Raw genomic sequence first — 13,292 nt, forward strand, 5'->3', positions numbered from 1 at the left:
GTGGTCTAATGGCCGGCGCCGCGATTTACAAATCGACGGTTCTGGTCGGCGACCAGCGGCAACTGCCTTGCTGATCTGCCTATGCAACCCAAGTTGCATTTTTCTCTGCTCTATTATCAGTTCTTTAGTGGCAAATCCTGATTGTGCGGCAATGAAGGGAACTGCCGTGCATACCGAAGACGCGCGCCTCTACGCGCTCCATCAGCTGAAATTGCTGGATACGCCGGCCAGCGAAAGTTTCGATCGCATCACCCGCATGGCGGCGCAGATTTTCGGCCTGCCGATCGCCGCGATATCTCTCACCGACAGCGACCGGCAATGGTTCAAATCGCGCGTCGGCGTCGACGACCAGACAATTCCGCGCGCGCAAGCGCCCTGCAGCCAGGTCGCAGAGCTGACCGAATCGCTTGTCATCCCGGACCTGGCGGCGGACCCGGACTATGCGACCAGTCCGCTCGCCGCCCAGGGCGTGCGTTTCTACGCCGGCGTGCCGCTGGTCACCCCGGGGGGCCACGGGCTGGGCGCGTTGTGCGTGCTCGGCACCACGCCTCGCACCGCGACCGATTCGGAGATGCGCGCGTTGCGCGACCTGGCCGAGATGACGATGTCGCAAATCGAACTGCAGCATGCCGTCGGCCGTATCGATCCGATCAGTGGCCTGCCCAACCGGCGGCAGCTGATGGAGGATCTGGACGATGTCGCGCCCGATCAGCGCGGCAGCAGGCGGCTGTTGGTGCTGCTCGATCTCGCCCGAGACGATCAGCTGAAGCAGGGCATGCGCGTGATGGGATCGGCGTTCGTCGACGATATGGTCACCGAAGCCGCGCGCCAGCTGTATCGCGCTTTGGGGAAGGACAGGGTCGCCTACCATGTCGGGACGACGCAATTCGCCTTTCTGGCACCGGCGGACGTCGACGACACGGCCTATGCCCGGTTTCTCGGCAGCCGCCTCAACGCGATCCTGAGCGTCGCGCCGGCGCGCTTCGTGCTGACCGCGGCGATCGGTGTCGCGCCGTTCAGCATCGGCACGACGCGCGCCACCGATGCGCTGCGCGCCGCTTTCGGCGCGGCGCAGGATGCGCGCGGCGACAATGTCGCGGTGCGGTTCCATTCGCTGGCCAATGACGGGCAGCAGGCGCGCAGTTTCAAGCTGCTGCACGCGTTCGAGGCGGCGCTGGGCCGGCCGGGCGAACTGCGCCTGGTCTTCCAGCCGCGCGTCGATCTCGGCACGGGGCGCTGCGTCGGTGCGGAAGCGCTGTTGCGGTGGCGCCATCCGACGCTGGGCGACGTCTCCCCGGCGGAGTTCATCCCGATCATCGAGCGCACCGCGATCGTGCGGCAGGCGACGATGTGGGTGCTCGGCGCGGCGATCGCGCAGCTTGCCGCCTGGCAGGCGGCGGGGCCGGACGTGCATCTGTCGGTCAACATCTCGGCCGCCAATCTCGAGGAGCCCGACTTCGCGGCACGGGTCCTGCTGCTGCTGATCAAGCATCACGTGAAGCCCGAACTGCTCGAGCTCGAGATTACCGAGAGCGCCGTGATGGAGAATGCCACCACCGCCTCGGCGCAGCTCGAAGCGCTGGCGGATGGCGGCGTGACGCTGGCGATCGACGATTTCGGCACCGGCTATAGCAGCCTAGCCTATCTGCAGCGGCTGCCGGCGCACATCGTCAAGATCGATCAGTCGTTCGTCCGCGCGCTGGCGGACAATGCCGGCGACCGCATGCTGGTGCGATCGATGATCGGCCTGTCGCACGGGCTGGGCTATAGCGTCGTCGCAGAGGGCGTGGAAACCGCAGCGGTGGCCACCTTGCTGCGCGAGATGGGGTGCGAGGCGGCGCAGGGCTTCCTGTTCGCGCGGCCGCTCGAATTGCCGGATTGGGACCGCTGGCTGCACGATCATGCCGCGTCCGTCGCGGCGAGCCTGGCGGCCTGAGCGGCACGCCTGGCGGCAACGCGCTGTCGGGTGCGGCGAGGGGTGACGCGGTGCCGGCTTCGGACTATCGCGCCGGGATGGACAGCGCCCCCCCGCACCGTCGTTTCTCCGCGTGGCGCATGGCGGGGGCCAGCGGCACGTGACCGCCGCAACGATCTTCTGGCCGGCGATGCTGGCACTGCTCGGCGCGATCCTCGGCAGCTTCATCGCCACCCTGGTGATCCGCTGGCCGGCGGGGCGATCGGTGCTGCGCGGACGATCGCATTGTGATTCATGCGATGCGGCGCTGACGGCGCGTGATCTCGTGCCGCTGCTCAGCGCGGCGCTGTCACGGGGGCGGTGCCGGACGTGTGGCGCCGCGATCGACGCGCGGCACTGGCAGATCGAGCTCGCCGCCTTGTGGATCGGCGCCGCGGCGGGGCTGGCGATCGGCGGGCCGGTGGCGCTGGCCGGTGCGCTGTTCGGCTGGCTGCTGCTCGCGCTGGCAGCGCTCGACATCACCGATCTATGGCTGCCGGACCGGCTGACGGGCACGCTCGCGCTGGCGGGGCTGGCGACCGGGCTGCTCGGCATCGCGCCGGCGCCGATCGATCGGCTGATCGGCGGGGCGGCGGGCTTCGCGTCGCTGTGGGCGATCGGCGCGGCGTACAAGGCATTGCGCGGGCGCGAGGGGCTGGGCGCCGGCGACCCGAAATTGCTCGGCGCGATCGGACTGTGGCTGGGCTGGGCGATGCTGCCGGCGGTGTTGCTGCTGGCGGCGCTGACCGGCCTGGCGGTGGTGCTGGCCGGCATGATCCGCGGGCGGGCGGCGCGGCTCGACGACAAGGTGCCGTTCGGCGCGCTGCTGGCGATCGCGGCTTACCCCGCCTGGCTGTTTCTGTTAGGCTTTGCGCGATGATATTTTCCGCGCTTGTGATGATGCTGGCCCAGGCGGTCGCAATCGTGCCGTCGCCGCTGCCCAGCGATCTGCCCATCGCGCCCCTGGCCGGGCAGAACATGCCGGTGCGCGGTTGCGCCGCCTTTCTGTTCGCACCGGGCGACAAGCCGGTATTCCTCGCCCAGGCGGGCGCCGATCCCGCGCAGTTGCGTGTCTCGCTGGGTGGCACGGTCACCGATCTGCCACGCACCGCGCAAAGCGGTGCCGGAAGCTTCGGTTTTGGCGGCACGATGAACTATGCGGCGGGCGACGTGACGGCGGTGCTCGACATGACGATCGCGACGCGCGCCGATCTCAAGGACGGCGCAGCGGTAAAGGATGCGACGCTCAGGATCGAGCGCGTCGGACAGGATGGTGTCGTGGTGCCGGTCGTGGGGATCGTCGCCTGCGCTAAATAAGGGGGAGAGCGAGATGGCTGATTTGGCGGCAATGCTGGCGGTGCAGCGCGAGGCGTTCATGGCCGAGCTGCCGGTCTCGCTCGAGATGCGCAAGGATCGGCTGAAGCGCGCCGCGGCGATGCTGAGCGAGAATGGCGACCCATTTTGCGATGCGCTGTCCGAGGATTTCGGGCATCGCAGCCGCGAACAATCGATGCTCACCGACATCGCCGCCTCGGTCGCGCCGATCAAGCATGCGATCAAATCGCTCGATCGCTGGGCCAGGCGCGACAAACGCCCGGTGCAGTTTCCGCTCGGGTTGCTCGGCGCCCGGGCGTGGGTCGAATATCAGCCCAAGGGCGTGATCGGCGTAATCGCGCCGTGGAATTTCCCGGTGCAGCTGGTGATGGCGCCGCTGGCGGGCGTGTTCGCGGCGGGCAACCGGGCGATGGTCAAGACCAGCGAATATACGCCGCGCGTGGCGGCCTTGTTCGAACAGCTGGTCGGCAAATATTTCACCCCTGACGAGCTGGTGTTCGTGACCGGCGGGCCGGACGTCGGCCAGGCCTTTGCCGAACTGCCGTTCGATCACTTGCTGTTCACGGGGGCGACCGCGGTGGGCAAGCATATCCTGCATGCCGCGGCGGACAATCTGGTGCCGGTGACGCTGGAACTGGGCGGCAAGTCGCCGGTCATCGTCGGCAAGGGCGCGGACATCAAACAGGCGACCGAACGCGTCGCGCTGGGCAAGATGCTCAATGCCGGACAGATCTGCCTGGCGCCGGATTACATGCTGGTCGAGGAACGCGACGAGGCAGCGGTGGTCGACGGGCTGCGCTCGGCGGCGTCGGCGATGTATCCGACGTTGCTCGCCAATCCGGATTATACCGCGATCGTCAACGATCGGCATTTCGAGCGGCTGACCGGGCTGATCGACGATGCCCGCGCCAAGGGCGCGAACGTCGAGGTGGTCAATCCGGGGAACGAGGATTTCGGCGCGTCCAATGCGCGGAAAATGCCGCTGCATATCGTCACTAACGTCACCGACGATATGAAGGTGATGCAGGAGGAGATTTTCGGCCCGTTGCTGCCGGTGCGGCGCTATGCCGGCGTCGAGGACGCGATCCAGCAGGTCAATCGCCGCGACCGGCCGCTGGGGCTGTATTATTTCGGACCCGATGCGGGCGAGCGGCGCCGCGTGCTGGATCGCACGATCGCCGGCGGCGTGACGCTCGACGATGTCGTGTTCCACGTCTCGATGGAGGATCTGCCGTTTGGCGGGGTCGGGCCGTCGGGCATGGGGGCCTATCACGGGCATGACGGATTCAAGACGTTCAGCCATGCCAAATCGGTATTCAAGCAGGCGCGGTTCGATGTCGCCAAGCTGGCCGGGCTGAAGCCGCCTTATGGCAAGGCGACGCTGGCGAGCGTGAAGCGACAGATGGGTTGAGGTCGCGCCAGCTGCGTTCGATTCGCAGCTGGAACAACAGCTCGGGTGCGGCTTTCAGTCGCGATGGAGACCGTCCTTCCGGGTATCGGCGATGACGCCGGCGCGTTGCTGCGCATCAATCTGACCTATCTGTGGCGCCATCGGCGCTTGCCGAACCTGGCCGATCCCACGCTGTTCACCGAGCTGGTGCAGCTGCGCAAGCTGCGCGACCGCGACCTGCGCATGCCGGCAATGGCCGATAAGGTGGCGGTCAAGGCGCTTGTCGCGGCGCGGCTGGGCCGCGCGTGGGTGGTGCCGACCCTGTGGCACGGCACGACGTTGCCGGAGCAATCCCGCTGGACGTCGCCGATCGTCGTCAAATCGCGCCATGGCTGCAACCAGAACCTGTTCCTGCCGGATGGGGGCGCGGCGGACTGGCCGGCGGTGTGGCGCCAGGCGGCGGGCTGGCTGGGCGCCAGCTATGGCGGGTGGCTCGACGAATGGCTGTATACGCAGATCCCACGCGGCGCGCTGATCGAGCCGTTCGTCGGCACTGACGGGCAGTTGCCGATCGACTATAAATTCTACGTTTTCGGCGGGCGGGTCAGCCATGTCCAGGTGCATCTCGATCGCGCGCACGACCATCGCTGGGTGGTGCACGATTCGGACTGGGTGCCGCTCGCCAACGGCGCGCCGCGCCTCCCGCGCCCGTCGGCGCTGCGCGAGATGATCGCGGCGGCCGAAGAGCTTGCAAGCAACATGGATTTCGCCCGGGTCGATCTGTACCAGCCCGGCGCGCAGCCGCTGTTCGGCGAAGTGAGCTTCTATCCGGGGTCCGGCCTCGACCGGTTCGATCCGCCGGCGCTCGATGCGGCGATGGGCGCGCTATGGCTGCGCGCCGGCGGACATCGACTGGTTACGCGGCAGCCGGCGCCGACAGCGATCGAAGTCGCCGTTTAGCCGCGCTCGATCCGGTAGTGGATCGGCTTGAACGTGCCACCGTTGCTGTCCGGCGCGGAGCAGGCAGTGAGGCCGATGATCAGATCCATGTGCGCACGAAAGGCGATGTGGTCGCCCGCCTTGCTGATCGGGGGCAGGACCTTGAGCTTGCCGGTCTCGCCGTCGATCGGCACGTTCATGAAGCAGTTGAACGCGGTCGGGATCTGATCGGGCAGGATGCCGTGTGGTTCGAGCGCCGCCGCGAGGTTGCCGAAGCAGCCGCGATGCGGCTGCAGCTTCGGGTAGAAATGGTGGAACGTATCGTAGGAGCAGGGCGTGAGCAGAAAATCGTGCCGGCCGACCGTATCCTCGATGATGCCGAGCATCGGCCGGCTGCGGTTCGAATAAAGCTGATGGCCGGTCGTCAGATAAATCGTCTCGGCATAATCGAGCGTACGACCCGACGAGATGACTTCCGCCACGTCCTCGGCATTGAAGGCGAGCAGATCGGCGACCTGCTCACCGCGCGGATCGATCACGATCAGCGTGTCGCCCTGGTTGAGCGTAAAGGCGGTGCCGCTGCGCTCGGGAATTTCGACAGTCTCGCTCACTTGGACGCACCGGCATAGTGGAACGGACATTTCCATTGATCGTCAACCATCCGGCCGGAATATTGCCGTGCCTCGCTGGCATCGCCGTGGCGCGCCAACATCGGGTTGCGGCTGCCGGCGAGCGCCTCGTCCCGAACCATGATCTTTTCGCGCATATTCTCGTACTTGTTCTGCGCGCGCAGCGTTTCGAACTGATCATGCAGGTTGAAGACCATGGTCGGGCGCGGGAAGCGGCGCGCCGGGCGGCTTGCGTTGGGGTGCAGCCCGACGATGAAGAACGCCTCGCCACCGAAGCTCAGCGAGAAATGTGGGCTTTCCGGATCGTGGCTGACGGCATCGTCATAGCGCTGACCGCGCCATACATCCTTGTCGGAGATCGATTGCGCGCGCTTCCACAGCTGCTTTTCGAATTCGGCTTCGCTGAGATCATCCGGCCCTTCGAACACCACGGCGAAGCTGCGGAACAGCGCGGGCTCTTCCTTATACGCTTCGGCGAAGCGCAGCAGGCCGTCATGGATGCGCAGATCGTCCCAGCCGCTATCGATGCGGTTGCAGGCGAGCACGTGCAACGTTCCCTTGGCCAGCGCCGCCTTGGCGCCGACACAGGGGAAATCCATCTCGGAGACGCGCGCATGCATCATCGCTTCGAGTTCGGCCTGCGCTTCGTGCTGCCATTTGAACAGGGGGGTCTGGGGTGCTGGCATAGTTGGGGAGAGACGCGCGGGCGGGGCGTCTGTTCCTGGGATTCTGACTGATACGGATCAGGCGTGTCGTCACACCACCGTCATCCTGAACCAGATTCAGGATCCATCGTGCCTCACATCCGACCGTCCCTAGGGGCACGATGGATGCTGACCTTCGTCAGGATGACGGTAATGTGAGGGTTTCCCTATGCTTCAGGCAGCTGCGCTTTTGGGAAGCCGGTCCAGGCCTGGTCGTAATCGTCGTCCAGCGCGCTGGTTTGCAGCGCGAAATCGGTCGGGCGGAACACCCAGCGGCTTTCGATCATGAACGCCATCGTGCCGTCGATCTTGTGCGGCTGGAGCGCGGCATTGCTCGCCGCGGTCCAGGTGGCGACGTCGGGGCCGTGGCCGCTCATCTGATTGTGCAAGGAGAGCGCGCCGGGGCGGAAACCCTCGGCCTTGGCGTCGTACTGGCCAGTGATCAGGCCCATGCACTCGCTCATCGTGTTGCGGTGGAACCAGGGCGGGCGGAACGTGTCCTCCGCCACCATCCAGCGCGGCGGGAAGATGACGAAATCGACGTTCGCCGTGCCGGGCATGTCGCTGGGCGAGGTGAGCACGGTGAAGATCGAGGGGTCGGGATGATCGAAGCTGATGCTGCCGATCGTGTTGAAGCGCGCGAGATCGTATTTCCACGGTGCGTAATTGCCGTGCCAGGCGACGACGTCGAGCGGCGAGCGGCCGAGCTCAGTGGTCCACAAGCTGCCGAGGAATTTGTGCACCAGTTCGTAGTCGCCCTCGACATCCTCGAACCAGGCGACCGGCGTTTCGAAATCGCGCGGATTGGCGAGGCCGTTGGCGCCGATCGGCCCGAGATCGGGCAGGCGGAAGGGCGCGCCATGGTTTTCCGCGACATAGCCGCGCGCGGCGCCATCCGGCAGCGTGACGCGAAAGCGGACGCCGCGTGGGATCAGCGCGATCTCGCCCGGCTTGACGTCGATCCGGCCGAGTTCGGTGAGCAGGGTGAGTGCGCCTTGCTCGGGGAGGATCAGCAGTTCGCCGTCGCCGCTGACGAAGGCGCGGTTCTGCATGTCCTTGCCGGCGCGGTAGAGGTGCATCGCGACGCCGGTCTGCGTGGCGGGGCCTTCGCCGGCGACGAGCATCGTGGTGAGGCTGTCGAGCCAGTCCTGCGGTTCGATGTCGAGCGGGCCCCAGCGCAAGCGATTGGGCGCGAAGGGGGCGTCGACCGTGCCGGGGGCGAACAGCCTGGCGCCTTCGTAGCGCGTGAAGGCGGGGTGCGCGGCGCTGGGGCGCAGGCGGTACAGCCATGAGCGGCGGTTCTCGGCGCGTGGCGCGGTGAAGGCGGTGCCGCTGAGCTGCTCGGCATAGAGGCCGTAGGGCGGTTTCTGCGGCGAATTGCGCCCGATCGGCAGCGCGCCGGGGACGGCCTCGCTGGCGAAGTGGTTGCCGAAGCCGGTCATGTATAGGGGCATGGCTTTGGTCCTTAATTCCCTCTCCCATCGGGAGAGGGAGGGAGGAGCGAAGCGACGGAAGGGTGAGATGACTGGCGTGGCCAACGTCGCCCTCATCCGGCGCTTCGCGCCACCTTCTCCCGGAGGGAGAAGGGTTTTAGGGGTTTAAGCGTCGGTCTTTTCAGCGGCACCCGGCACGACGCCGCGACGGATCTGGTCGAGCTCGATGCTCTCGAACAGGGCCTTGAAATTGCCCTCGCCGAAGCCGTCATTTCCTTTCCGCTGAATAATCTCGAAGAAGATCGGGCCGACCATATTCTCGGTGAAGATCTGCAGCAGCAGGCCACCGCCGGTTTCCGGCGCGCCGTCGATCAGGATGTCGCGCTTGCGCATCTCCTCGACGTCGTGGTCGTGGCCGGGGAGACGCTTGTCGATCAGGTCGAAATAGGTCTGCGGCGTGGTCTGGAAGCGGATGCCGTTGGCGCGCAGCGTGTCGACCGTCTTGAAGATGTCGTCGGTCGCGAGTGCCAGATGCTGGATGCCTTCGCCCTTATAATCCTTGATGAATTCCTCGATCTGGGAATGCTCGTCCTGGCTTTCGTTCAAGGGGATGCGGATCTTGTCGTCGGGTGCGGTCATCGCCTTGCTGAACAGGCCGGTCGACTGGCCCTCGATGTCGAAATAGCGGATCTGGCGGAAGTTGAAGATGCGCTCGTAATAATCCGCCCAATAGGCCATCCGCCCGCGCTGCAGATTGTGCGTGAGGTGATCGAGCGTGTGCAGGCCGACGCTGTTGTCGTCCGGCGTCGTGCCCGCGACGGGCGTGAAATCGGTCTCGTAGATGCGCGACTTCTCGTCGACGAGGTACAGATTGGCGCCGCCAATGCCCTCGATCGCCGGGATGTCGAGCTCGCCCGGGCCATGTTCGCCCTTCACCGCCGCCGCGCCGCGCTCGAGCGCGAGCTTGAGCGCCTGTTCCCCGTCGGCGACGCGGAACGCCATCGCGTTGGCGCTCGGGCCATGCGCGTTGCGGAAGCCGGCGACCTGGCCCGCTTCGTCCATGTTGAGCAGGAAGTTGATGTCGCCCTGTGCATAGCGGCGGACGTTTTTCGATTTGTGGTTGCCGACATGGGTGAAGCCCATCTTGACGAACAGGCCGGCCAGCGCCTCGGGATCGGGCGAGGTGAATTCGACGAATTCGAAGCCGTTCAGGCCCATCGGATTGGCGGTCGCTGGCAGGTCGGTCATGATCTCTCTCCGGTCACTCAACTGGTAACAGATGAAACTAGGTACGCGATGTTTACCCGCGCGTCCAGCGCTGCTCGCCAAGCGCGCGTCGCGCGGCTAGGCTGGCCGGGTGACTTCGATCGATCATCCCGAACGTGTGCTGGCGGTATTGCTGTCGGCGGCGGCGGGCTATGTCGATGCGGTCGGCTTTCTGGCGAGCGGCGGCTATTTCATGTCGTTCATGAGCGGCAATTCGACCCGGCTGGGGGTCGGGCTGGCGGGCGGCTCGGCCGCGGCGGCGATCGCCGGCGGGTTGATCCTGCTGTTCGTCGCGGGGGTGACGGCGGGATCGCTGATCGGCCGCGTCGCGCGGGCCCGGCGGCGGGCCTGCGTGCTGGCGACGATCGCCGCGCTGCTGGCGCTGGCGGCGTTGCTCGGCGATGCCGGCCGGCTGTGGCCGGCCTGCGCGGTGATGGCGATCGCGATGGGGATGGAGAATACGGTGTTCGAACAGGATGGCGAAGTGCGGATCGGGCTGACCTATATGACCGGGCGGCTGGTCAAGGTCGGGCAGCGGCTGGCGGCGGCGCTGGCGGGCGAGGACCGCTGGAGCTGGCTGCCGCATGTCCTGTTATGGTCGGGGCTGATCGCCGGCGGCGCGGCGGGCGCGGCGAGCTTCGCGGCGTGGCGGCTCGATGCCTTGTGGCTTGTCGCCTCGGGCATGGCCGTGCTGGCCGTGCTGATGCTGGTGGGGCCGTTGCGGGCGCGGGAGAGCAGGACGTGACGGCCGGCAAGACGACACTGAGGCTCGACGATTTCCTGCCGTATCGCCTGTCGGTCGCGTCGAACCGCGTGTCGTCGGCGATCGCCACGGCCTATCAGGCGCTGTTCGGGCTCAGGATCGCCGAGTGGCGGCTGATCGCGGTGATCGCCGAGGGGCAGGGGATGACGCAGCAGGCGCTGGGCGCGGCGACGCGGATGGACAAGGTGACGGTCAGCCGCGCGGCGATCGCTTTGGTCGATCGCGGCCTGGTCGCGCGGCAGCCGAACGCGCAGGACCAGCGCTCGCATCTCCTGTCGCTGACCGCGGCGGGGCAGGATCTGTACGAGAGCGTGGCGCCCAAGGCGCTGGAACTCGAAGCGCGGATTTTCGGCGGGTTTTCGCCGAAGGAACTGGCGGCGTTTCGTGCGGTGCTCGACCGGCTCGAGGCATCGGCGGCGGCGCTCGACCCGGAATAGGCTCCGTCATCCCGGACTTGGTCCGGGATCCAACTTGCGGCTTAGAATGGGTGTCGCCCTGATGTGCAGCGCTTGCGGCACGTTGGATCCCGGACCGAGCCCGGGATGACGACATGGGGAGGGGGGCGCGAACTCGCTGGTTGCGGGAATTGGGGGCGGGCTTTAAGCGGCTTCTGGTCCTCCCCAGGCGTCGTTCGTTTCGAACCCCAAGGAGATATCATGCCTGCAATGCTCGATCGTGCCGGATTGTCCGTGGCCGAACCGCTGGTGCGTTTCGTCGAGGAGGCGGTGCTGCCCGGCCTGACGATCGATGCGGCCGCCTGGTGGCAGGGGGCGGCGGAGATCTTTGCGCGGTTCACGCCGGAAAATGCCGCGCTGCTGGCGGTTCGCGACGAACTCCAGGCCAAGATCGACGCGCGCTACCAGGCGGGCGAGGGGGTCGATGAGGCCTATCTGCGCGAGATCGGCTATCTGGTGCCCGAGCCCGCGCCGTTCACGATCGGCACGAATAACGTGGATGCGGAAGTCGCGACAATGGCCGGTCCGCAACTGGTCGTGCCGATCCTCAACGCGCGCTTCCTGCTCAACGCCGCCAATGCGCGCTGGGGGAGCCTGTACGACGCTTATTATGGCACCGATGCGCTGCCGGGGACCGCGGTGCCGGGCGGCTATGATCCGGTGCGCGGCGCCCAGGTGGTCGCGGCGGCCAAGGCGTTTCTCGATACCGCCGTGCCGCTGGCACAGGGCTCCTGGACCGAATTGCGCGACGCTCAGCCCGAATTGGCCAACCCTGCGCAGTTGATCGCACGCAAGGGTGCGTCATGGCTGTTCGAACATCACGGTCTTCACATCGTAGTGGTGGTCGATCGCACCCATCCGATCGGACGGGACGATGCATCGGGGATCGCCGACGTCATCCTGGAATCGGCACTGACGACGATCTGCGACCTCGAGGATTCGATCGCCGCGGTCGATGCCGAGGACAAGGTCGCGGCCTATGCCAATTGGCTCGGGCTGATGACCGGAGAACTCGAGGAGGTGTTCGAGAAGGGCGGCAAGACGATCACGCGCCGGCTCAATCCCGATCGCAGCTATGATGACGGCACGACGTTGCCGGGGCGCAGCCTGTTATTCGTCCGCAATGTCGGCCATTTGATGACCACGCCTGCAGTGCGGCTCGCCGATGGCCGCGATGCGCCCGAGGGCATTCTCGACGCGATCGTCACCAGCACGATCGCGCTCTACGACCTGCGCAAGCTGGGGAAGTTCCAGAACAGCCGCGCCGGCTCGGTCTATATCGTCAAGCCGAAGATGCACGGCCCCGCCGAATGCGCCTTCACCGACGCGCTGTTCGACGCGGTCGAGGATCTGATCGGGGTCGAGCGGCACACGATCAAGGTCGGGGTGATGGACGAGGAGCGCCGCACCTCGGCCAATCTCGCCGCCTGCATCTTCGCGGTGAAGGACCGCATCGCCTTCATCAACACCGGCTTCCTCGATCGCACCGGCGACGAGATGCACACCGCGATGCGCGCCGGGCCGATGATCCCCAAGGCGGAGATGAAGGCGAGCGACTGGATCAAGGCCTATGAGGATCGCAATGTGCGGATCGGGCTGGCGGCGGGCCTGTCGGGCAAGGCGCAGATCGGCAAGGGCATGTGGGCTGCGCCCGACCGGATGGCCGATATGATGGACCAGAAGATCGCGCATCCGATGTCGGGCGCGAACACGGCCTGGGTGCCGTCGCCGACCGCGGCGACGCTGCACGCGATGCACTATCACCAGGTCGACGTGTTCGCGCGGCAGAAGGAGATCGCTGCGGAAGCGGTGCCGGGGCTGGATCGGTTGCTCGCCGTGCCGGTGGCGGGCGGGCGCAACTGGACGGCGGAGGAAGTGCGCGCCGAGCTCGACAACAATGCGCAGGGGATACTGGGCTATGTCGTGCGCTGGATCGATCAGGGGGTGGGATGTTCAAAGGTGCCGGATATCCATGACATCGGGCTGATGGAGGATCGCGCGACGCTCCGCATCTCGTCGCAGCATATGGCCAATTGGCTGCTGCACGGGGTGGCGACCGCGGCCGATATCGATGCTGCGTTCGAACGGATGGCAGCCAAGGTCGACGCCCAGAATGCCGGCGATGCCCTGTATCGCCCGATGGCGGGTCATGCCGAAACGAGCCTGGCCTATCAGGCGGCACGCGCGCTGGTGTTCGAGGGCGTGCGCCAGCCGAGCGGTTATACCGAGCCGTTGCTGCATGCCTATCGGCTGCGCGTAAAGGCGGCGGCGTAACCGGTTTTTCCGCGTGCGTCCCTGGCCGTTGCCGTGGAAACACGCGGAAAAGCGCGGATGGCGTTGAGCCAGCGCGGTAAAGCCGCTAGGAACCAAGCCGATTCCCGTGCGTTAGGCGCGGGAGGTGGGGATTAGACGGTGCCAGCCGCG

Annotated in this window: 12 protein-coding genes; 8 read left to right on the plus strand and 4 right to left on the minus strand. The window is 66.5% G+C overall.

Translation table 11 applies throughout. The annotated features are described in order from the left end of the window. Positions 1-166 precede the first annotated feature (166 nt). The 5 genes from NV401_RS03545 (at position 167) to NV401_RS03565 (ending at position 5,639) form a co-directional block, all read left to right on the plus strand. Positions 167-1,936 carry a putative bifunctional diguanylate cyclase/phosphodiesterase gene (locus tag NV401_RS03545; protein ID WP_261292988.1) on the plus strand — a complete coding sequence of 590 codons (1,770 nt, stop codon included), beginning with the start codon at positions 167-169 and terminating at the stop codon, positions 1,934-1,936. 169 nt (positions 1,937-2,105) lie between these two features. Next, the gene (locus NV401_RS03550) at positions 2,106-2,834 is read left to right on the plus strand and encodes a prepilin peptidase (RefSeq protein ID WP_261293071.1); all 729 of its coding nucleotides are present in this window, start codon (positions 2,106-2,108) and stop codon (positions 2,832-2,834) included. Then, positions 2,831-3,271, plus strand: a complete 441-nt coding sequence (locus NV401_RS03555) for a hypothetical protein (RefSeq protein WP_261292989.1) — start codon at positions 2,831-2,833, stop codon at positions 3,269-3,271. The genes NV401_RS03550 and NV401_RS03555 overlap by 4 nt, the downstream gene beginning before the upstream one ends. Positions 3,272-3,284: 13 nt before the next feature. Next, positions 3,285-4,700, plus strand: coding sequence for a coniferyl aldehyde dehydrogenase (locus NV401_RS03560; RefSeq protein ID WP_261292990.1), 1,416 nt, complete (start codon positions 3,285-3,287; stop codon positions 4,698-4,700). 63 nt (positions 4,701-4,763) lie between these two features. Then, positions 4,764-5,639, plus strand: a complete 876-nt coding sequence (locus NV401_RS03565) for an ATP-grasp fold amidoligase family protein (RefSeq protein ID WP_261292991.1) — start codon at positions 4,764-4,766, stop codon at positions 5,637-5,639. Here the strand turns inward: NV401_RS03565 and NV401_RS03570 are convergent. From NV401_RS03570 to hppD, 4 genes are all read right to left on the minus strand, one after another. Then, complete coding sequence (locus NV401_RS03570; RefSeq protein ID WP_380817039.1) at positions 5,636-6,259, minus strand: DUF1989 domain-containing protein; 624 nt, start codon at positions 6,257-6,259, stop codon at positions 5,636-5,638. The two genes, NV401_RS03565 and NV401_RS03570, sit on opposite strands and share 4 nt — an antisense overlap. Next, positions 6,226-6,933, minus strand: a complete 708-nt coding sequence (gntA, locus tag NV401_RS03575; protein WP_261292993.1) for a guanitoxin biosynthesis heme-dependent pre-guanitoxin N-hydroxylase GntA — start codon at positions 6,931-6,933, stop codon at positions 6,226-6,228. The genes NV401_RS03570 and gntA overlap by 34 nt, the downstream gene beginning before the upstream one ends. A 185-nt stretch (positions 6,934-7,118) precedes the next feature. After that, positions 7,119-8,405 carry a homogentisate 1,2-dioxygenase gene (gene hmgA / locus NV401_RS03580; RefSeq protein ID WP_261292994.1) on the minus strand — a complete coding sequence of 429 codons (1,287 nt, stop codon included), beginning with the start codon at positions 8,403-8,405 and terminating at the stop codon, positions 7,119-7,121. A gap of 144 nt (positions 8,406-8,549) precedes the next feature. Beyond that, positions 8,550-9,632, minus strand: coding sequence for a 4-hydroxyphenylpyruvate dioxygenase (gene hppD, locus NV401_RS03585; RefSeq protein WP_261292995.1), 1,083 nt, complete (start codon positions 9,630-9,632; stop codon positions 8,550-8,552). 109 nt (positions 9,633-9,741) lie between these two features. Here hppD and NV401_RS03590 point away from each other — a divergent pair, with 109 nt between their 5' ends. From NV401_RS03590 to NV401_RS03600, 3 genes are all read left to right on the plus strand, one after another. Further along, entirely contained in the window at positions 9,742-10,395 is a 654-nt protein-coding gene (locus NV401_RS03590) for a YoaK family protein (protein WP_261292996.1), read from the plus strand. Further along, positions 10,392-10,850 (plus strand): MarR family winged helix-turn-helix transcriptional regulator, encoded by a 459-nt coding sequence (locus tag NV401_RS03595; RefSeq protein WP_261292997.1) that lies wholly within the window; start codon positions 10,392-10,394, stop codon positions 10,848-10,850. The genes NV401_RS03590 and NV401_RS03595 overlap by 4 nt, the downstream gene beginning before the upstream one ends. Positions 10,851-11,069: 219 nt before the next feature. Continuing rightward, positions 11,070-13,142: a malate synthase G gene (locus NV401_RS03600; RefSeq protein ID WP_261292998.1), complete on the plus strand. Its 2,073-nt coding sequence runs from the start codon at positions 11,070-11,072 to the stop codon at positions 13,140-13,142. Positions 13,143-13,292 lie beyond the last annotated feature (150 nt).

Origin of the sequence: Sphingomonas hylomeconis, assembly GCF_025370105.1 — a bacterium.
Taxonomy (GTDB): domain Bacteria; phylum Pseudomonadota; class Alphaproteobacteria; order Sphingomonadales; family Sphingomonadaceae; genus Sphingomonas; species Sphingomonas hylomeconis.